The sequence below is a fragment of the Mucilaginibacter sp. OK268 genome (genome assembly GCF_900103125.1).
Taxonomy (GTDB): domain Bacteria; phylum Bacteroidota; class Bacteroidia; order Sphingobacteriales; family Sphingobacteriaceae; genus Mucilaginibacter.
In genome coordinates this window covers 323445-344210 of sequence record NZ_FNJV01000007.1, presented here as the reverse complement: position 1 = coordinate 344210, position 20766 = coordinate 323445, and the positions used below count along the sequence as shown (strand labels likewise).

At 46.4% G+C, this 20766-nt stretch carries 17 protein-coding genes and 1 pseudogene; 7 read left to right on the top strand and 11 right to left on the bottom strand.

All coding sequences use genetic code 11. The features are described 5' to 3' along the window. Window positions 1-6: 6 nt before the first annotated feature. Entirely contained in the window at window positions 7-492 is a 486-nt protein-coding gene (locus BLR84_RS21555) for a DUF2231 domain-containing protein (RefSeq protein ID WP_090472271.1), read from the bottom strand. A 127-nt stretch (window positions 493-619) separates the two neighbouring features. On the opposite strand from BLR84_RS21555, the gene BLR84_RS21550 reads away from it, so the two are divergent. The 3 genes and pseudogenes from BLR84_RS21550 to BLR84_RS30615 all read left to right on the top strand — a co-directional run. Further along, window positions 620-1477, top strand: coding sequence for a universal stress protein (locus tag BLR84_RS21550; RefSeq protein WP_176852124.1), 858 nt, complete (start codon window positions 620-622; stop codon window positions 1475-1477). A 60-nt stretch (window positions 1478-1537) separates the two neighbouring features. Then, entirely contained in the window at window positions 1538-1828 is a 291-nt protein-coding gene (locus BLR84_RS21545; protein WP_090472266.1) for a cation-transporting P-type ATPase, read from the top strand. 322 nt (window positions 1829-2150) lie between these two features. Further along, a pseudogene (locus BLR84_RS30615) lies at window positions 2151-2420 on the top strand (hypothetical protein); the annotation flags it as partial. 226 nt (window positions 2421-2646) lie between these two features. On the opposite strand, the gene BLR84_RS21535 reads toward BLR84_RS30615, so the two are convergent. From BLR84_RS21535 to BLR84_RS21495, 9 genes are all read right to left on the bottom strand, one after another. Next, window positions 2647-4107: a L,D-transpeptidase scaffold domain-containing protein gene (locus tag BLR84_RS21535; RefSeq protein ID WP_090472262.1), complete on the bottom strand. Its 1461-nt coding sequence runs from the start codon at window positions 4105-4107 to the stop codon at window positions 2647-2649. 187 nt (window positions 4108-4294) lie between these two features. Beyond that, window positions 4295-4720: a response regulator gene (locus BLR84_RS21530; RefSeq protein WP_090472260.1), complete on the bottom strand. Its 426-nt coding sequence runs from the start codon at window positions 4718-4720 to the stop codon at window positions 4295-4297. After that, the gene (locus tag BLR84_RS21525) at window positions 4707-5912 is read right to left on the bottom strand and encodes a sensor histidine kinase (protein ID WP_255367011.1); all 1206 of its coding nucleotides are present in this window, start codon (window positions 5910-5912) and stop codon (window positions 4707-4709) included. The genes BLR84_RS21530 and BLR84_RS21525 overlap by 14 nt, the downstream gene beginning before the upstream one ends. Before the next feature lie 58 nt (window positions 5913-5970). After that, window positions 5971-6822, bottom strand: a complete 852-nt coding sequence (locus tag BLR84_RS21520; RefSeq protein WP_176852123.1) for a sensor histidine kinase — start codon at window positions 6820-6822, stop codon at window positions 5971-5973. Window positions 6823-6923: 101 nt separating this feature from the next. Beyond that, the gene (locus tag BLR84_RS21515) at window positions 6924-7643 is read right to left on the bottom strand and encodes an LOG family protein (protein ID WP_090472256.1); all 720 of its coding nucleotides are present in this window, start codon (window positions 7641-7643) and stop codon (window positions 6924-6926) included. A 10-nt stretch (window positions 7644-7653) separates the two neighbouring features. Next, window positions 7654-10215: a magnesium-translocating P-type ATPase gene (gene mgtA / locus BLR84_RS21510; RefSeq protein ID WP_090472254.1), complete on the bottom strand. Its 2562-nt coding sequence runs from the start codon at window positions 10213-10215 to the stop codon at window positions 7654-7656. 7 nt (window positions 10216-10222) lie between these two features. Next, window positions 10223-11056, bottom strand: a complete 834-nt coding sequence (locus BLR84_RS21505) for an adenine nucleotide alpha hydrolase family protein (RefSeq protein ID WP_176852122.1) — start codon at window positions 11054-11056, stop codon at window positions 10223-10225. 131 nt (window positions 11057-11187) lie between these two features. Beyond that, on the bottom strand, window positions 11188-13548 hold the full coding sequence (locus BLR84_RS21500) for a phosphoketolase family protein (protein ID WP_090472249.1): 2361 nt from the start codon (window positions 13546-13548) through the stop codon (window positions 11188-11190). A 15-nt stretch (window positions 13549-13563) separates the two neighbouring features. Beyond that, on the bottom strand, window positions 13564-14751 hold the full coding sequence (locus BLR84_RS21495) for an acetate/propionate family kinase (RefSeq protein ID WP_090472247.1): 1188 nt from the start codon (window positions 14749-14751) through the stop codon (window positions 13564-13566). A 241-nt stretch (window positions 14752-14992) separates the two neighbouring features. Between BLR84_RS21495 and BLR84_RS21490 the strand changes: the two genes are divergently transcribed. The 4 genes from BLR84_RS21490 (at window position 14993) to hemN (ending at window position 19716) form a co-directional block, all read left to right on the top strand. Further along, window positions 14993-16180 (top strand): PAS domain-containing sensor histidine kinase, encoded by a 1188-nt coding sequence (locus BLR84_RS21490; RefSeq protein WP_090472245.1) that lies wholly within the window; start codon window positions 14993-14995, stop codon window positions 16178-16180. Next, complete coding sequence (locus BLR84_RS21485) at window positions 16177-17229, top strand: response regulator (RefSeq protein WP_090472243.1); 1053 nt, start codon at window positions 16177-16179, stop codon at window positions 17227-17229. Before BLR84_RS21490 ends, BLR84_RS21485 begins: the two co-directional genes overlap by 4 nt. Window positions 17230-17310: 81 nt before the next feature. Next, window positions 17311-18342, top strand: a complete 1032-nt coding sequence (locus BLR84_RS21480; RefSeq protein ID WP_090472241.1) for a 2-hydroxyacid dehydrogenase — start codon at window positions 17311-17313, stop codon at window positions 18340-18342. Window positions 18343-18345: 3 nt separating this feature from the next. After that, entirely contained in the window at window positions 18346-19716 is a 1371-nt protein-coding gene (gene hemN / locus BLR84_RS21475; RefSeq protein WP_090472239.1) for an oxygen-independent coproporphyrinogen III oxidase, read from the top strand. Here the strand turns inward: hemN and hemH are convergent. Continuing rightward, on the bottom strand, window positions 19713-20747 hold the full coding sequence (gene hemH, locus BLR84_RS21470) for a ferrochelatase (protein ID WP_090472237.1): 1035 nt from the start codon (window positions 20745-20747) through the stop codon (window positions 19713-19715). The genes hemN and hemH overlap by 4 nt on opposite strands. Between the last annotated feature and the right edge of the window lie 19 nt (window positions 20748-20766).

Genomic DNA, 20766 nt, shown 5'->3' with positions numbered 1-20766 from the left:
TTATGGTCAATCATTATCCTTACCATTCCCTTCTTTTACCGGGGGTAACGCATTCGTTCCAATTTCTGTATGACTGATCTGTCCACCTAAATAACCGGTTCTTGCAATTAACCCGAAACCAACCAATGATGCAGCCAGGGCTATCAATGCAATAGGTCTGCTCAGGGAAGAACTTCTTAATGTTACAAAAAAGCCGATCATGGAGACTATACCCATAACGATCAGCCCGATTAAAGATATCAATGCAGATTCTGCATGTTCTTCGATGACATTTTTAGATATTCCTTGTAAATGTTCCACCGTTTCTTCGGCACCTTCACCGGTTGCATAAGCTATGCCGGCCCCAATCGCCGAGATGATCAAAATATTATAAGCAGCGATCAAAGTAGTATTGCTTTTTGTCCATATCCCATGGATCAAAACAAATGCACCCAATATAGAGCCGATGATCGGCAGGTGGGTGATCAGTAGGTGGATGTGCGTCTGGTTCATGACTTTTTTTATCAAAAATGACTAATTAATATTGCTGTTTAAGTAACTGTCATCAGGCGCATTAATGATCCTCGTCATTTATTTCTGCCTGTTAAATGGCCAGATTTACAATCTAAAGAAATCAGCCATGAAGACGATCCTGATGCTAACTGACTTTTCGGAAAATGCGAACCATGCTGCGAAAACTGCGACGAAAGTTCTCAGGAGCTTAAATGCAGATATTTTGCTCTACAACACGTACTATGACCACCCGATACTTTCGGCATATTCCGGCGGCCCCTGGGTGGTAGAAGGATTTGTGTTTCAGAAGGCTGAAAGTATCGCAAAACTCAGCCAGTTAACCCTTCAGCTGAGACATATCATAGCAGGGATATCCAAAGATGGATTTGAACCTAAAACTGATTATCAATGCGGGGAAGGCCCACTTGGTAGAAATACAGCAGTGATCATTGAGGAGAATAAAGCTGGGCTTGTGGTGATCGGCGGCAGCACAAATGGTTCTTTAAACCATTTGATCTTCGGTAGCGACACCATGGATGTGATCGATCATTCCTTCTGTCCGGTTCTGATCATCCCACCAAAAGCTGAAATGAATCAATTAAAAAAAGTAACCCTAGCCATCGATTTTGAGTTAGCTGACATCAACGCAATCAATTACCTTACCCATTTAGGTAAACAATTAAATTTTCAACTGGAGATCGTTCACGTTTCAGTTTTAGAGGAAAAAGATGATCCCGTAAAAGAAAAGGCGATCCTTAATCATATTCATGCGATCAAACAAGATAATATAACGTACCTTGAGATCAGGGGCAAAGATGTCGTCAAACGATTAAACAGATTGTGCAAAGATAGCGGCTCGGACATGCTGGCGCTTGTTCATTATCAGGATGGTTTTTTGCCGGACCTGTTTGACAGGTCTACAACAGCCGCCGTTTTGTATAACCAGCATATACCGCTGATGGTTCTTCCATCCGAAATGAAATAATCAACCACGGTCTGTAAAGGCTCTAATGATATTAATCGATAAAACAGATGGCGTTAAGTACTGGGATTAAGTAACTATGAAGTAATTACGGCCAGATCAAAATATGGAGCAAACAGCCTGTCGTTTAAAAAAGAAAATGGTTTTGTTGATGTGCTGAGAGGACTGGTAAAGGAACCGATGGTTATATTACTGTTGGTTACCTCCTGTATTTACTTTATTAGCGGGCAGCCCGGCGATGGCATTTTTCTGGCTCCAGCAATAGTACTGGTGGCCGGAATTGGTAGTGTATCAACCCGGTTGTTATTAATTAATAACCTGGTAATCAATGGAAATAAAAACACACCACATTAAAATTTATAAAAAGGATGGTACTTATGTACCATCCTTTTTAATTTAGGCGATTATTTAGACTGTAATTGCCTGAGAATTGAATACGTGTATCAAAGCTGTTGTTAATTTAAATTGTCATCATTGTTTAGGGCCAACCATCAAGCTTGTCAAAATCCGGAATCAGCAGCGCCATCGCTGTTAGAGTTGTAATAAGACTCAAATATCACATTATCTAAAAAAAGCATATAAATCTGGCACTAACTGTTATCCAGAGAATTAAGAACATTGCTTCAACCATAAAAAGCCACCTATCAGCACAAACAGGGTGTAAGAAGTAGATGAGTTAAAAACATATATCAAGAAAAAAAGCGCGGAATGTTGGGTGATTTACGCTTTGGATAAGCACAATGGGCAGGTAGTTGATTTAAAAGTAGGAAGGCGCACCAGAATAAATCTACAAAGAGTTACTGATACCCTTTTATTATCAAAATGCAAGCGAATTTATACAGACGTTTTGAAAATCTACCATCAGATTATACCAGCTAAACTTCACAAAGTAAAGCTGGCAGAATGCAATAGCTGCCTGACCCGCGAGGTTTATTTCATAGATTAGCGAAAAATCCAGAAGAAGAGTGTTGGCGAAGCAAAAGATGCGGAAGCCCTTTGGCTTGGGATGAAGGATCAAGGGAGTAACATGAGCATCAGTTCATTTAATACCAGGCTGAAAAAGTTATTGGAGGCTGGTTTAGTTGAAAAAATATTTCAGCGTTATAATAGGCATTTTTACCGGATCATTCTTGGAGCATAATCTTATTTTATCAACCCCATAGTCAATTTAATTACCTCATACTTAATGGTTTATCTACACCATACAGCGCCATTTCCAGGCTTTGATCGAGGCTATATATGTCATTATAAATGATGTACTCACCTTCTTTTATTTCGCAGGTCAGGTAAGTAATTTTGATGGCAACCGGTTTTTTCAAATAAATATCCTGCCTGATGTATTTGGTCATACCATTATGCAAGGCTGTGATCTTTGCTGTTGAGCCATCATGTTTCAATAAAAGGGTAGCCAGCTTTTTCGCCTGCTCGACCCTGATGCAGCCATGACTGAACGCCCGTTCCTCCTTTTTAAAAAGTGATTGTTCGGGAGTATCATGGAGGTATATGTCATAAACATTGGGGAAACGAAAAACCAGTAATCCCAATGCGTTATCACATCCCGCAGACTGCCTGGCATAATACAGATCCGGGCTGCGTCTGACATTTGCCAGATTGGCTTTAAGCGGTTCTACATAGTTCCCCTTTTGGTCATAGATCGCGAAGTGACTGTTTTCAAGATATACGTTATCGGCAAGTGCCTTAGGCAGCACTTCCTGTTTGAATATCCTGGCCGGGATCTTCCATTCCGGAGCGGTGGTGAAGTAAGTAATTTTGCTTAATAAGGTTGGTGTCGGATTTTCCGGCTTACCTACGATAACTTTAAATTGATAGGTAGAATCCGGAAGATTTAATTTTAAGCTATATGAAGGTATATTGATCTGTACATAAACACTATCCCCTGTATTGGCCCAGCGTAAGCGTTCCATATTGATGGCGACCTTTCTTACTTTCTCTTGCGGTATTTCGTAACAATCGCCCTGGTAAAGCCCTTCCATCAGGTGCATTTGGTATTGCATGGCCCTGTATTCTTTTGCTTTAGGCTGTACATTGGCCATAGCGGTCATGACATCTTTTTCTTTCAGGGCCCCGCTTAAATAGGAAGCTGCTTCAAATTCCATATCCATCCCCTTATCGATCCGGCTTGCGGGAAGCTCAGGGTTCAGTTTTCCGTAATGCAGATGGTTCATGATAGTGATCGCCGCATCCGTAAGCATGATATCAAAACGAGCCTGAAGATCCGGTTTTACCTTTCCCGGCGTATCCAGTATATCATGCAAGCGGCTGTACTGCAGTTCCTGCGGATGATAATCCGCATGTGACAGCCCAAACTGTAATACACAATCCAGCATCAGCATGGTCTGCCAGGCTGGCCCTGTCCCGCTTTGCGGTTTGATCCAGGCCGGTTTATACCCGTTTTGCTCATAAAAACGCTGAACCGATTTTGGATAATATAGCTGTACATCCAGGCGCCCGCCCCGGACCTGCTTTCTGATCTCCGGGCTCAACCCGGTATCAGGTGAAAGGGCCCCGGTCTTTTGCACAAACCTGGTTTGGGCATTACAGTTTTGTAAATTGAGTACACTTAGTATCACTACTCCAAGGGATAATAAATACTGGCGGGATCTGGTTTTCATAACATGGAATTATGACCTAAAGGTCGATGAAGGCGGCCTCTTAAATAATGACGGGCCTCACCTTAATTTTTGATCATCGGCACATCTGCCGGTCAAAGCCTTTAAACAGGAAAGCGCCGGTAATTGCCGGCGCTTTCCTGCTATCCCCGGCCCCAATTAATCCCGGGCTATCCCCTCCTTACCCAATTTACTTAAAATAGCGATCTAATATGGTGGTCACTATTTCGGGTCTCAGGGGTTTGCTCAGGAAGGTCACGACCTCCCTATCGATCATCGCCATTGCTTTATCCTCCGGATCGAGCGAGGTCGACAGCATGATGATGATCAACCTCGCTTTAAAACGCTGGTCCAGCCGGTTATAGGCGTCCATAAAATCCCATCCGTCTAATCCGGGCATATTAATGTCAAGGAAGATCAGCCCCGGCCTTGGGATTTGAGGGGTGTCCTCATAAATACCGGAGTAGGTAATAAAGTCCAGAGCCTCCTGTACACTGGTAATCGATTTTACCGCTGCATTCACGGCCGCCTTTTCAATTACTTTTTTATGTATAAAATTGGTAGGAAGATCATCATCAATGAGCAGGATGCCTTCAAGGCCTTCATATCTTTTCATGCTGTAAAAAATCAGGTTTAAATGGTATGGTAAAGACAAAGGAAGATCCTTTGCCATCATTCGGCTCCACGGAAATTTTGCCCCCGTGCAGCTCCACTATTTTTTTACAGTGGGCCAGGCCTATGCCATTACCTTCGTATTCGTTGCGGCCATGTAAGCGTTGAAAGATCAAAAAGATCTTTTCCCGGAACCTGGGATCTACGCCTATTCCATTATCTTTTATTTTAAAGCACCAGGATGCCGGATCTTTTATCGCCGATATTTCAATTTCCGGGAGCTCTCTTTTGTCCCTGAATTTGATAGCATTGCTGATCAGGTTCTGAAATAACTGGCTTAATTCTGTCGGATAACCTTTGATGACCGGCAGGTCTTTATAAAAAACTTTTGCTCCTGATTTTTTGATCTGGTTCGCCAGATCGGCTGTCAGGGTATTCAAAAGCTGGTTGCAGTCTATGTTCGCCAAGATTTTTTCTGAGCCCAAATGGGAATAGTCCAGCAGGTTTTTGATGAGGTTTTTCATCCGGTCAGTTGCCTGGACAATAAAATTTAAATAGGCTTTAGCATTTTCATCAAATAAATGCTGGTATTCGGTCTGAAAGAATTCGACAAAACTATTAACGGTAAATAAAGGTTCCTGAAGATCATGGGAGGCTATATAAACGAATTGCTCGATCTCTTTATTTCTAATTTCCAGATCCTCCGCATGCCGCCTGATGGCCGTTTCAGCGAGCATTCTCTCCGTAAGGTCGCGCGTTACTTTGGCGAAGCCGGTGATATTGCCGTCATCGTCATGCAGCGCGGTAATGGTGACCGAACCCCAGAACGTGGTCTTATCTTTCCTTACCCGCCAGCTTTCATTATAAGCGGTGCCCTTGAGGCTTGCTTCTGCCAGCAGCTTTTCGGGCAGGCCGATCAGGAGATCGACATCTGTATAAAAAACACTGAAATGCTGGCCGATGATCTCTTCAGCCCTGTAGCCCTTGATTTTTTCCGCCCCTTTATTCCAGGTTTCGATATTTCCTTTCCTGTCTAAAGTTAAAATGGCATATCCCTCAATTTCTTCCACTAATTTTAATAACTGCAATTGTTTACTTTGTGGGTCCATGGGGTTTATTTTTACCGGTTTAATGAGCATATAGTCACCTTTATTGAGCTGCTGTACAGTATCAAGTATTGATTTTGTGTTTTTCATGGCTGGCAAATGCATATACGAATATCACATCAAATAAGCGCAGCAATGATGACCAATATCACTTTATGGGCTGATCCAGATCACCCGAAAGTCGCGGAAACCTGAGCATAAATACCGTTCCCTCATTTTCCCTGCTGCTGAAACTGACGCTGCCATTCATGAGTTCCACATATCGTTTCACAATGTTCAGGCCCAAACCTGTCCCCTGTATATCCTTCGCGTTATCCGCCCGGAAAAAAGTTTCAAACAACCGGGACTGTTCTTTTTCCGGGATGCCGATCCCCTGATCCTTTACCTGAACCTCCATAAACTGTTCGGTTATACAAGTGACCAGTTCAACAATTCCGCCCTCTGGCGAATATTTAATGGCGTTCGAAATCAGGTTCGTCAGGCAACGCCTGAGCAGGTCCTGATCCAGATAAACCTCGGTATCCAGCCCATGGTGACGATGAAATAATTGCTGACCCTTTTTGGTCATTGCCTGCATTTCCTCCAGGACATCCCTGCTGACGGAAGTCAGGTCAAAACATTTCATACGCAGGGAAACTTTGCCGGACTCTATCTTTTCCAGCGACAGGAGATCATCGAGTATAGCTGTCATTTGCTGTACTGCCATGATGATTTTTTTCAGGTGCTGAAAGATCCTGGTCCGATCAAGCCGGTCAAAATAATGTTCGATCGTGGAGGCGGATAACTGAATGCTGCTTAAAGGTGTTCTGAATTCGTGGGATGCGATGGAAACCATCCGGCCTTTCAGGCGGCTTAATTCCTTTTCGCGGGCTAATAAAATCTCCAGTTCTTCTTTTATCTTCAGCAGGTACCGTGTATCGCTTTTCAAGGGCCGGTTACTTTCTTTCATGATCATTGGTAATATGTTGGGTTTAGGGAGCGCGTTCGATAAATCTATCATTAAAAAAAGGCTCCGTATGGGGATGCGCATGATGCACGATGGTTCTAAACGATCCCGGTCGTACAAGCACCATCAAACGGACAACAATTCCCTGGTTATTATCAATCATCCTCAAACAGCCATTTGCGCGGTTTTTGCCGGCGTTTTGGTTTCAACCCGTACTGCCTGATACTTTTTTCACGGATCAGGTTTACAGCTTCTTCGATATCATCAGTAACCAGGTAAATGAGGGTGTCCAGGTTGCCTATCGTCGCATCCTTTTTCATCACAGCAATGTGATCAAGCAATTCCCGATGATATTCCTTCCCAAATATGATAACCGGGAAATTATGGATCTTATGTGTCTGTATCAGGGTCAGCGCCTCAAAAAACTCATCCAGGGTTCCATAACCTCCGGGCATCACCACAAAAGCGAAAGAATATTTAACCAGCAATACTTTGCGCAGGAAAAAATGCTTCATATATACCCACTTGTCGAGATATGCATTGGGCAGCTGTTCCACGGGCAGCTGTATATTGCAGCCAACGGATCGGCCCCCAACATCTTTTGCTCCCCTGTTGGCGGCCTCCATTAAGCCTGGGCCTCCACCTGTTAAAATAGTAAAACCTAAACTGGCAAATGCTGCACCCGCGCGACGCGTCATCTCGTAGTAAGGGTGATCTTCTTTGAACCTTGCGGAACCAAATATGGTAATACAGGGGCCAATAAAATGCAGAGCCCGCAAACCATGGATCAGGTCCATCATGGTTTGTAAGGTAAACTTCAACTCCTGCAAGCGCGAATGCGGTCCTTCCAAGAAATGGATCTCAGTTTGATTCATCACAGAAAAATTAAAATAAGTTTAAGCGCCGTTTTTTCAAAAGGCGCTGAGTGCCCCTATAAAACCAGTATTTAGCCAGTTCAGCGCTGAACATATAGCAGATAATGATCAGCAACATCCAGCCATAAAAGCTAAGGGACAGCCGAACAAAACCAAACCAGGCCGCAAAGGGGGTTAGGGGCAAGGCCAATACGATCAAAAGGATCATGATCGTCGCTGTAAAAAGGTATTTCCCCGGCAGACTTTTAAAAAAGGGAAGGCGGGTACGGACGATCAGCACGATCAGTATCGCCGAAATCACAGATTCCGTGAACCAGCCCGTTTGAAATATTTTCTCATTGGCATGGATAACCATTAACAGCACACCAAAAGTGAGGTAATCGTAAACAGAGCTCAGTAAGCCAAAGATGACCATGAAGCGGCGGATGAACCGCATATCCCAGCGTTGCGGCGTGCGGATATTGATATCATCTACCCGGTCCGTCGCGATCGCCATTTCGGGAAAATCCGTCAGCAGGTTGGTCAGAAGCACCTGTTTGGGCAGCAGCGGCAAAAAAGGTAAAAACAAGGAAACACCTGCCATGCTGAACATATTTCCAAAATTTGCGCTGGTCGCCATAAAAATGTATTTCATGGTATTGGCAAAGGTCTTGCGCCCTTCCAGGATACCTTCGAGCAGGACGTTAAGATCCTTGCTGAGCAATACAATATCAGCGGCCTCTTTAGCAACGTCCACCGCCGTATTCACAGAAATACCGACATCGGCCGTGTGTAAAGCCGGTGCGTCGTTGATGCCGTCCCCCATAAAACCAACCACATGCCCGGCTTTCTTTAAAACCATGATGATCCGTTCTTTCTGGTTAGGCTCCACTTCCGCAAATATGTCTGTCAGGGGCGCCTGATGGGCCAGTGCAGCATTGCTCATTTTTTGTATCGCGGGTCCGGTAAGCAGCCGGGGCTGCCCGATACCTATCCGCAGCGCGAGGCTTTTCGCTACCAGGGCGTTGTCGCCGGTAATCATTTTTAACCGGACACCAAGCCCGTTCAGTTTTTTGATCGTGTCGTAAATTCCTGTTTTCGGCGGATCAAATAAGGTAATAAAACCTAAAAAGATCATATCACATTCATCCTCTTTGGTGATGATGCGTGTACTGTCAACAGGCTTGTAAGCAACGCCCAAAGTCCTGAAACCGGCTTCACTCAACTTCGTATATTGTTCGTTAAGCACCGTTTCCATATCCCGGATATCAACACATTTCCCCCCGCTTGTCTCCACCTGGTTGCACAAGGCTAAAATACCCAGCAGTGAACCTTTGGTCACCGCCATAGTACAGGTATCATTTTTTACCTGAACAGTTAATCTTTTCCGGATGAAATCATACGGAATCTCTGCAAGCAAGTGATAGTCATTTGCCGTTCCGGCATGCGCGGCACAGATGGCCTCATCAATGGGATTATGAAAGCCTTGTTGCATCACCGCGTTAAGCCAGGCATATTGCAATACCTTATCGCTGTGCCCGCCATGACCATCGAGACTCCCGCCAAGCGTTACTTTTCCTTCCGTGATCGTCCCGGTCTTATCAGTGCATAAGATGTTCATGCTTCCAAAATTCTCGATAGAAGAAAGCCGTTTGACGATCACCTGCTGACCGGCCATTCTCCTGGCTCCCGCGGCTAAATTCACACTGATAATGGCGGGTAATAACTGGGGTGTCAAGCCAACAGCCAACGCCAGGGAAAACAGAAAGGAGTCGAGTACGGGTTTGTGAAGCAGGACGTTAGCGGCGAATATGACGATCACGAGCAGTAAGGTTATTTCCATTAACATATAGCCGAACTTCCTGATACCCTTTTCGAAATCAGTTTCCGGTATCCGGCTCATTAATTCCGCCGATATTTTACCGAATTCCGTCCGGGCGCCTGTTTGGATAACGAGGACTCTTGCCCTGCCGCTGATCACGTGGGATCCCATAAACAGCGCATTGCTCCGTTTGGCCATGGGTGCGTCGGCAGCAACGGCTCCGCAACGCTTTTCAACCGAAAAAGTTTCCCCGGTAAACGCCGCCTCATCCGCAAACAGTTCCTGCGACTCCATCAGTAAACTATCTCCCGGGATAAAGTCCCCGGCGGTCAGGCTGACGATATCACCAGGGACAACTTCTTCTACAGGGATGGCTTTAAACTGGCCATCCCGCAGCACATCACAATGCAGCTGTACCAGTTTTAGTAGTTCCTTAACCGCATCTGCTGCTCCTTTTTCCTGCCAGAAACCCAAAAAACCGCTAATCAGGACAATGGCCAGGATAATGACTGTATCAGCCACATCGCCCAGGCTCGCGGAAAGCAAAGCCGCCGCGATCAACAACAGGGTGACCGGGCTTTTAAACTGCGCCAGGAACAAAAGCAGAACCGAAGTTTTTGGATGGTTCCTGATCGTGTTGGGGCCATACTGCCGTATCCTGGCGGCGGCTTCCCGATCAGATAAGCCTTTAGGATCAGTGGATAAACTGCGACAGGCAGTATCCGTGTCCAGCTGCCAGAATTTCATTTCGGTATCTGTGGTGCTTTCCATGGCTTGATCAATAGGGAAAAATGATCAGGGGTACCGTTATATGCGCAGGCAGTGAATGCCCTACATGATCGCCTATAATCTGCTCAAAATGAAAGCGATGGTTGACCAGAACAAGCAGGTCATTATGCATGCCGTTGATCATCACATCTACGGCTTTGATCAGGTCGGGTTCCCTTATATTATTGAAAAACACCTGATCATAATCGATATGCTTACCTATTTCCGCTGTAAACAAGGTTTGCGCATAAGGCTCCATGACAGACGGTAATCCTTTGGCTGACAGATGGGCGACCGTTAAGCTCGCACGGATAGACCTGGCCAGTTCAGCCAGGTATCTGACAACAGCTAAACGGCAATAACGCAGGTCAGCGATGTAAACCAGACGCTCCAGGTCTTTTAGCGGCCAGCTCTCCGGGATCAGCATGAGCGGGCAGCGTACCCGGTTCAATACACGATAAGCATCGAGTTTTTCCGCAAAATCGTCCTTTACTAATTTGTGGGACAAACCCTTGATGATCATATAAACCTGATCCTTATTGACCATCTCCACGAAAGCGGGAATATTAAAATCGGAAATCACCATTTCTTCGATTACCGGGTTATCATCGGTTTCAGCACAATCAGACAGCCCTCTTTCATCCGGTTCTTTGTTTACAATCCGTTCATCTTGCTCCGCGGAGAAACTGGTTCCAACCCGGACTTTTTCGCGTTCCTGTTTCCGTACTTTTGAAGTATGGCAAATCACTATTTTTGCCTGTATCTTCCTGGCCAGCATGGTGGCGAAAGCAATGGCATGAAGATCTGCCGGGGCGTTGTCATCAAGGACGATAATCGTTTTCATCATGTATCCGGTTAAATATCCGTTCTTTGTAAATTTTGTAATAATGACTCGGCAAATAAATGATCCGGGTCACGTCAGGAATTGTTTGAGGTCAGGCAAGGCTTAAGCGGTAATCATTTTGCTACCGTGTTTCAGTGCCTGTCCAGTTTCCAGTTTTTAATTTCAGGCATATCATCTAAATGAGCACAGATATAGTTGTAATGCTCCTTCAATTTAGATTCACAAAAAACCATGAATTCGTCAGCCCGCTGCTGCATCCTTGGAACCCTTTTTATGGCCTCCATCGCTAGATGATAACGGCTCATCTGATTCAATACCACCATATCAAAAGGTGTAGTTGTGGTCCCTTCTTCCATAAAGCCACGTACATGAAAGCGGGCAGGATCCGGGCGGCCGTGCACCAGGTCATGGATGATCCGTACGTAACCGTGGAAGGCGAAAATAACCGGAGCGGTGTTTGTAAACAGCTCTGTGAACAATTCCTCACTCATACCATGCGGGTGATAAGCCACAGGAGACAGGGCCATCAGATCCACTACATTGACCAGCCTGACCCTGAGGTCCGGAAAAAGGTCCATTAATAATTGTGCTGCCGCAACTGTTTCCAGTGTGGGTACATCACCGGCACATCCCAATACAACCTCCGGAATTTGCCCCTGATCATTACCCGCCCATTTCCAGGCTGAGGCCCCTCTGGCGCAATGCTCCACGGCCTCTTCCATGGACAGCCACTGTAATTCCGGCTGTTTCCCTGCTACCACCACATTGACATAGTCCTTGCTGCGCAGGCAATGGTCCATAACCGATAAAAGCGTATTGGCATCAGGCGGCAGATAGATCCTGATTACCGAACTTTTTTTATTGACCACGGTATCTATAAAACCCGGTCCCTGGTGACTGTAACCATTGTTGTCCTGTCTCCAGGTATGTGAAGTCAATAAGTAGTTCAGGGATGCCACGGGTTTGCGCCAGGGCAGTTCACGCGATGTCTTGATCCACTTGGCATACTGGCTCACCATGGAATCCACGATGGTAACAAAAGCCTCATAGCAAGGAAACAGGCCATGTCTTCCGGTCAGTAAATAACCTTCCAGCCAGCCCTCACACAAATGTTCACTTAATACTTCCATCACCCGTCCGTCTGCGGCCAGCTTATCATCGTTTGGTAAAATCTTTTCCTGGCTGCACCTGTTGGTCACCTCAAAAACAGCTTCCAGCCGGTTCGAGGTGGTTTCATCCGGGCAAAACAGCCGAAAGTTTTTGGCCTCTTTATTAAGCGTAAAAACATCCCGGAGATATTTGCCAAAATTACGGGTACTCTCCGCTTCCGTTTCGCCGGGACCTGTTATTTCCAATTGATATGACCTGAAATCAGGGAGCAGGAGCTCTTTGAGCAATATCCCCCCGTTGGCCTCAGGCAATGCGCTCATGCGCTTGTCGCCTTCCGGCGCCAGGGCTGCAAGTTCAGGCACCAGTTTTCCGATTTCATCGAACAAGTCTTCAGGCCGGTAACTGCGCATCCAGGATTCCAGTAATTTTAATTTATCCGGATCTTCCTTCACCCCGGTCAGGGGAACCTGGTGCGCCCGGAACGTCCCTTCGATGGGAACCCCCTTCCACTCTTTGGGTCCGGTCCAGCCTTTGGGCGTCCTTAAAATGATCACCGGCCACTGAGCAGGTTTGGTGTTATTACCCGTCCGGGCTTTTTCCTGGATCAGTCTGATCCTCCGGTAAGCCTCTTCCAGCGTCCCGGCCATTTGCTGATGAACAGCTGCCGGAATATCACCCTCCACAAAGAGTACATCATAACCGTAACCGGAGAATAATTCGGTCAATTGCAGATCGCTCATCCGGGCCAGCACCGTGGGTCCGGATATTTTATAGCCATTCAGGTGAATAATAGGCAAAACAGCACCATCCCTTGCCGGATTCAGGAACGCGATCGATTTCCAGCTCCCTTCCAGTGGGCAGGTTTCCGCCTCCCCATCGCCTACCACGCAGGCTACCAGCAAGTCCGGGTTATCAAATGCGGCTCCAAAGGCGTGACTCAATGCATATCCCAACTCACCGCCTTCATGCACGGAACCCGGCACATGGGCACCAACATGGCTGGGCACGCCTCCAGGTGTGGAAAACTGCCGGAACAATTGCCGCATACCCTGTTCATTTTGTGCTACCTCTGGATAAATTTCGGTATAAGTGCCTTCTAAATAAGTGTTAGCGACAATAGCTGGGGCACCATGGCCAGGCCCGCAAACATAAAGTACCTTCGCGCCGGTGTTTTTGATCAGCCTGTTTAAATGGATATAGATCAGGTTTAATCCGGGTGAAGTCCCCCAATGGCCAAGCAGGCGGGGTTTAATATGCTCCGGCTTCAAGGATTCCTTTAACAAGGGGTTTTCCTGCAAATAAATCTGGCCGGCTGCCAGGTAATTGGCCGCTTGCCAGTAGGCCTGTATATTGGTCAGTTCTTTTAAAGATAATGTGCTCATGATATTGATGCTTGATTATTGATTCTTTATAAATGGATAGGTATGTTGGGCGATCATGGCCTCTTCGTCCGTCGCCAGCAATTGCACTTTTACCTTGCTTTCAGGAGTGGAAATGAGCCGATGGTTAGCCTGGTTTAACTGCTGGTCAATGGAAATGCCTAAAAACCCGAGGTTATTGCAACTGTATTCCCGGATAAGCGGACAGTTTTCTCCTATTCCGCCGGTAAATACCAGCAAGTCCAGGCCACCCATCGCGGCCGCCATCGCCCCGATGTTCTTTTTTACCTGGTAGCAGAAAAGCGTGATAGCTTCCTGTGCTTTTGTATCCTCTTCCTGGTGCTGCAGCAGGGTCTGCATATCACTTGTTCCGGCAATCGCCAGTAAGCCCGCCTTTTTGCTCAGCAATTCATCGAGCTGGTCAGCGGTTAAATGCTCCCTTTTCAATAAGTATAAGAGAACGCCGGGGTCGAGGTCACCGGAACGGGTACCCATCACCAGGCCGCCAACAGGGCTCAGCCCCATGGTGGTATCTATACTGATCCCATTTTTTACCGCCGTGATACTGGCGCCATTACCCAAATGGGCAATAATGATCTTCCTTTTCAACCAGGCATGATCTTTTTCAGCCAGCTTGCCCGTGATATACTCATAAGAAAGCCCATGAAAACCGTACCTGATCAATCCATGTTTCCGGTAAACTTCCGGTAATGGATAATATTTAGCACAAGCAGGCATATCTTGGTGAAAAAAAGTATCGAAGCAGGCTACCTGCCTGATGCCGGGGAACGCGGTTTGAAAAATCTTGATCGTTCTGATTTCATCCGAGAGGTGATTTGGCGCCAGGTAAATGAGTTCCTGCAAAGTCTTTAGTAACTTTTCTGTAATGATTTCCGGGGCACGATGGTCAGGCCCCCCCTGCACAATACGATGGCCTACCGCAACAAGCGGGTATCGCCTCTTATTATTGAGCAACCAGACCGTGAGTTCCAGAACAGCCGATCTTATACTGGCATGCATTACCGGGTGACTTTGCAATATTTGCCGATCTTTATCCTGAATGTGGAAACACCGTTCCTCCGGGCCGGAAAGCGCAACAGATCCCAACAATTCTATAGCGAAGGTTTGGGATTGCCACAAGCTGAATTTCAAGCTTGAAGAACCACAATTGATCGTTAATATATAGGAGCCGGACGGGGTTGCCATAATTTACACTGATTAAGCAAGTATTAAACTAGGGCTAAGCTACGATCAACCTGTCGCCGGATAAATGACGACTGTTCAACACAAAGGTGATCCCGGTCACCTTTGTCTTGATGATGGCTCATATAAAATGACGAGGTAAAAAAATGATTACCGTCACTTTTTTGCGTGAAAAGAATTATATTTTATCCGGTTCCGATTACCAATATTTGTGAGCACAATCAGTATTTGATAAAACCAGTATATGGAAAACACCGCCTTGTTAAAAGCAATCATTGAAAACGCCATTGATGGTATCATTACGATCGACGGACGAGGTATCGTAGAGAGCATCAACCCGGCCGCCTGCAAACTGTTCCTTTGCAGCCCGGAAGAGGTGATCGGTCAAAATATCTCTACGCTGATGCCGCCGCCGTACAAAGCGCAGCATGACGAGTATATCAACAGATACCAGCGAACCAGCGAACCGCATATCATCGGCATAGGCCGGGTAGTGACCGGCTTACGCAAAGACGGCACTACGTTCCCATTCAAGCTGGGCGTGAGCGATGTCCCGTTTTCGGGAAGAAAGATCTATGCCGGCTTTATCCACGACCTCAGCCGGGAAATGGAAGCCGAAGAACAATTAAAGGAATATGCCGCCCACCTGGAAGAACTGGTTGAGGAACGAACGCTATCCCTGAAAAAAACGGTAGAGGCCTTGCAGGAGGCCAAAGAAGAAGTCAGCCTTTCCCTGGAAAAAGAAAAAGAGTTGGGCCAGTTAAAAAGCCGGTTTGTATCCATGGCATCCCATGAGTTCCGCACACCGTTGAGCGCCATACAGTTGTCATCGTCCTTAATAGAAAAATATGCGCAACCTTTCGATAATCCAAACATCAGCAAGCATGTCGCTAAGATCAAAACCGCAATCGGTAACCTTACCGCTATCCTGAATGATTTTTTATCACTGGAAAAATTGGAAGCCGGAAAAGTAACCCCATCATTCGAGGCCTTCGACCTGGTCAAGCTTTCGGAAGAAATTACAGAGGAAATGCAAATGGTAGCCAAGCAAAACCAAAATATTATTTATCAGCATACCGGCATCAGCAGCGTGATCATACTCGACCAGAACCTGGTCAGGAACTGCGTGCTTAATCTTATCGGCAATGCCATTAAATATTCAGGTGAAAATACTTTCATAGAATTCAACACCGAGATCAATGAACAATTTTGCCTGATTGCGATCAAAGACAATGGGATAGGCATTCCCGAAACCGATCAGAAACACCTATTTGAAGCGTTTTTCCGCGCACACAACACCGGTAATATCCCAGGAACCGGATTAGGCTTAAATATCGTGGCACGCTACGCCAACCTGATGAACGGCCAGATCGAATTCAACAGCGATATTAACCAGGGAACAACATTCATCCTTAAATTTCCCCTATCATGAATAGAAAAGTATTGATCATTGAAGACAACAATGACATCCGTGAAAATGTAGTTGAAATACTGCAGCTGGCCGGTTACGAGGTGACTGATGCCAATAATGGCAAGACCGGTGTAGATCTCGCTACCAGGAATCTGCCGGACATTATTTTATGTGATATCATGATGCCGGAACTCGATGGTTACGGTGTCCTGTATATGCTGAATAAAAACCCGGAGACTAGTGCAATTCCTTTTATATTCCTGACCGCCAAAGCTGAACGGGTAGACCTGCGCAAAGGCATGGAGATGGGCGCCGATGATTACCTGACCAAACCATTTGATGATATGGACCTGCTAAACGCTATAGAAAGCCGGCTGAAGAAACAGGAAATTCAAAAGAATTTTTACAGTAAATCCCTCGACCGTTTAAACAACCTGATCGGGAAAAACGGTGGATTAGCAGAACTTAAAAAGATCATCCAGGAACGTAAGATCAGGTTATTTAAAAAGAACCAGGTCATATACTATGATGGGGATAAAGGCAACGGGCTTTACCTCGTCACCGGTGGAAAGATCAAAACGATCAAACTGGCCGAAGACGGCCGTGAACTGATGACCGGAATTTATGGCACAGATGAATACCTGGGTGTCAACGCGATGTTAGCCAATGAAGTCTATACCGACACCGCAACAGCTTTGGAAGACAGTACCGTTTGCCTGATCCCCAAAGATCAGCTGGAACAATTACTTCATTTGTATCCTGAAGTAGCACGTGAATTTATTAAACTGCTAGCCAATGATATCCGGGACAAGGAAGATCAACTGATGCAGCTGGCCTATCATTCTGTCCGGAAACGGATGGCCGAAGCGCTGTCGCGCTTACACCGGCAGCAAAGCAGTGGAGCGGACGGTTTTAAAATTACGCGTGAAGACCTGGCCGCCATGGCAGGAATGGCGACGGAAACCGTGAGCCGCACCCTCTCCGATTTTAAAGAAGAAGGCCTGATCGAGAAGAGAGGCAGCCTGATCCAGGTCCTCCATCCGGAGAAACTGGCTAAAATGAAAAACTGACACAGATCATTAGTATTACTGACGCCGCTCATACCAGGCCTCCGGGCTTAACGGTAATTTCGTTTTCATAAACGATAGAAGATGAAAGCGGTAGCCTATAGTATCAAGCCATTTGAAAAGGAATATCTGGCAAAAGCCAATCAAAAAAAACATGACATTACCCTTATTTCAAATCCGTTGGGCCCCGATACGGTTACCTATGCGGAAGGTAAGGACGCAGTGATCGTGTTTATTAACGACGATGTATCCGGCGCTGTCATTGAAACACTTGCCGCACTGGGCGTCAGGTATATCATTACCCGGTCTTCCGGGACAGATCATATCGACAAGCCGGCAGCGGCGGCTTATGGGATCAAAATTGCCAGCGTACCTGCCTATTCCCCTCAAGCTATTGCTGAGCAATCGGTCGCGATGGCTCTTGCCCTGAGCAGGCAATTGGTAAAAGCAGACCGACAAAGCCACGACTTTAATTTTAGTAATGATGGCCTGATCGGTTTTAACTTCGCCGGCAAAACTGTTGGCATCATCGGCATAGGACAAACTGGCCAGGCAGCCGCAGCGATCTATCACGGTATGGGAAGCCATCTCGTTAGCTATGATATCAATAATTCCCGTCATTTACGTTTTGTAAAACCCGTTGCCCTGGAAACCCTGTTAAACAGCTCCGATGTTATTTCCCTGCATTTACCGCTCAGTCCGGAGACCAGGCACCTTATCCAAAAAGAGACACTTGACCAGATGAAAGATGGGGTAATGTTAATCAATACCTCCAGGGGAGCTTTATTAAATACCAATGATATACTTTCAGCGTTGAAAAGCGGAAAGTTAGGCTACCTCGGAATGGACGTTTATGAGTTCGAAAAAGGCCTGTTTTTCGGGGATCACCAGAAAGACCTGGTAAAAGACCCATTGCTACAGTACCTCATGAATTTCCCCAATGTATTGATCACGCCACACCAGGCTTATTTAACGAAAGAAGCTTTGCAGGAGATCGCCGATCAAACGATCAGAAGCCTGGACCTCTGGCAGCAAAACAAATGTGTGGGAAAGGCCTGTGCCTGTTCCCGTGAATGCAACAAAACACCCAAATCTGAAGATTCCGTTCATTCCTGAATTATGGAAAACCGACTAAAAAAAATCGCCGATAAATATAATGTCGCCGTGCCGCGCTATACCAGTTATCCGACGATGCCGTATTGGGAAAGTAATACTTTCAACCCTGCATCCTGGAAAGAATCCGTAAAATTTTCTTTTAATGAAAGCAATGACGCATCCGGCATCAGCTTATATATTCATCTCCCTTTCTGCGAAAATCTATGCACCTATTGCGGTTGCAATACGCGGATCACCAAAAATCACCGGGTCGAGGAACCTTATATCGCCGCGGTATTAAAGGAATGGCAGTTATACCGTAAGATATTTGAAGAAACACCCGTCATTAGAGAAATCCACCTGGGTGGCGGCACACCGACATTTTTTAGCGTGCACAACCTGCATAAGCTGATCGACGGTTTGCTGAAGGACGTCCATATCCACGAAAATGCGGACTTTAGTTTTGAAGCACATCCGGCGAACACGACAGTGGACCATCTCCAGACTTTATTCGACCTGGGTTTTCGCAGGCTTAGTCTCGGCATCCAGGATTTCGATCCTCAGGTACAATTGATGATCAACCGGCGGCAGAGCTTTGAACAGGCGCAGACGGTTACCCTGCAGGCCCGGAGAATTGGCTATACATCCATTAATTATGACCTCATCTATGGCCTGCCGCAACAAACGATAGCAGGGCTGCGCAAAACCATGAGCATAACAGCTGAACTAAAACCGGACAGGATCGCCTTTTACAGTTATGCCCACGTGCCCTGGATCAAACCCGGGCAACGTAAATTTACGGAAGATGATCTTCCAGACCCGGAACTGAAAGGCAGGCTGCAGGAGACCGGCAGGGATTTGCTCATGAGCTATGGCTATCAGGAGATCGGCATGGACCACTTTTCGCTGCCCGGGGATGAACTGTTCCTTGCCGAAAAACAGGGCACCCTGCACCGGAATTTTATGGGATATACCCCACAGCATACCCAATTGCTCATCGGCCTGGGAGTTTCCGCTATCGGTGACTCCTGGTACGGGTTTGCACAAAATGTAAAAACAGTAGAAGAATATCTGGAGCTTATCCGCAGCGGTGATCTGCCGGTTGTTAAAGGGCACCGGCTCAGCGAAACAGACCAGTCGATCCGCCGGCAGATTTTAAATATCATGTGCAGCGGATATATCTCCTGGAAACAATTCCATGGAGCTAACGAAGAATTTTCGAAGGTGTTGACCCGGCTCCACCCGCTGGCAAAGGATGGCCTGGTGATCTTGGATGCCTGCGGATTGACGGTAACGCCATTGGGTAAACGGTTCCTGCGCAATATCTGCATGTGCTTTGACGCACTGCTGTGGGCGGACAAACCATCCACCCGGTTATTTAGTATGGCTATTTAAACAAGCGGACAAACCGGTTTTTCACTTACCATCTCCTGCAGCGCCTTAATAAATAAGGGGGAATCATTCAGGCTTTCCACCAGAAACAGCTCTTCACCGCCGGCATCCATAAATTCATCCCGATATTCCAAGGCGATCTCCTGGAGGGTTTCCAGGCAATCGGAAACAAAAGCCGGGCACACGACCAGTAATCTTTTTTTACCAGATGCCGCTAATTGCCGGATAGTTGAGGAAGTGTAGGGTTTTATCCATTCCCGTTTCCCGAGCCGCGATTGAAAGCACACATTATAATCCGTCTGCACGAGTTTTAGTTCCGCTGCGATCAGCCTGGCCGTTTGATGGCATTGGGCCGCATAACAGTTGCGGTTCATTTCGTTTAATACCTCACAGCAGTTTTTCTGCGCCAGGCAATACGTTCCCGGGGGATCACAGGCTTTTAGCTGTCTTTCAGGCAAGCCATGGAAGCTGAACAGTATATGATCATAAGAACTTCGGTCATAACGTTCCACCTTTTCTGTAAAGGCATCGATGAATAGCGGATGATCATAGAATGCACCCTTAACTGCAAGCGGCAAAATATTCGCCCACCGGCGCATCACCCGCATCACTTCGGCAACTACGGAGCCTGTGGTAGCCGAGGCATATTGCGGAAAAAGTGGAACAACTGTAATACCGTTGACACCGGCGGCTTTCAGTTTATTCAATGCCAGTTCGATAGAAGGATATTGATACCTCATGCCGAGTTCAACGACGTAATCGCCGCCCAGTTCCAGTTTGAGCAGTTGCTGCTGGAGTTTACTAAAGTGCAGTAAGGGTGAGCCGGTCCGATCATCCCAGATCTGCTGGTAGAGCGCGGCAGATTTTGGTGCACGAAAGGGTACAATGATCCCGCGCACCAGTAGAAAGCGTAAAAAAGGATGAATATCGATCACCCTTTTATCCATTAAAAACTCGGCCAGGTATTTCCGTACATCACCGACAGCCGGGCTGTCGGGCGTACCTAAATTGACCAGTAAAATCCCTTTTCGCATATAGATAATATGGGCCGGT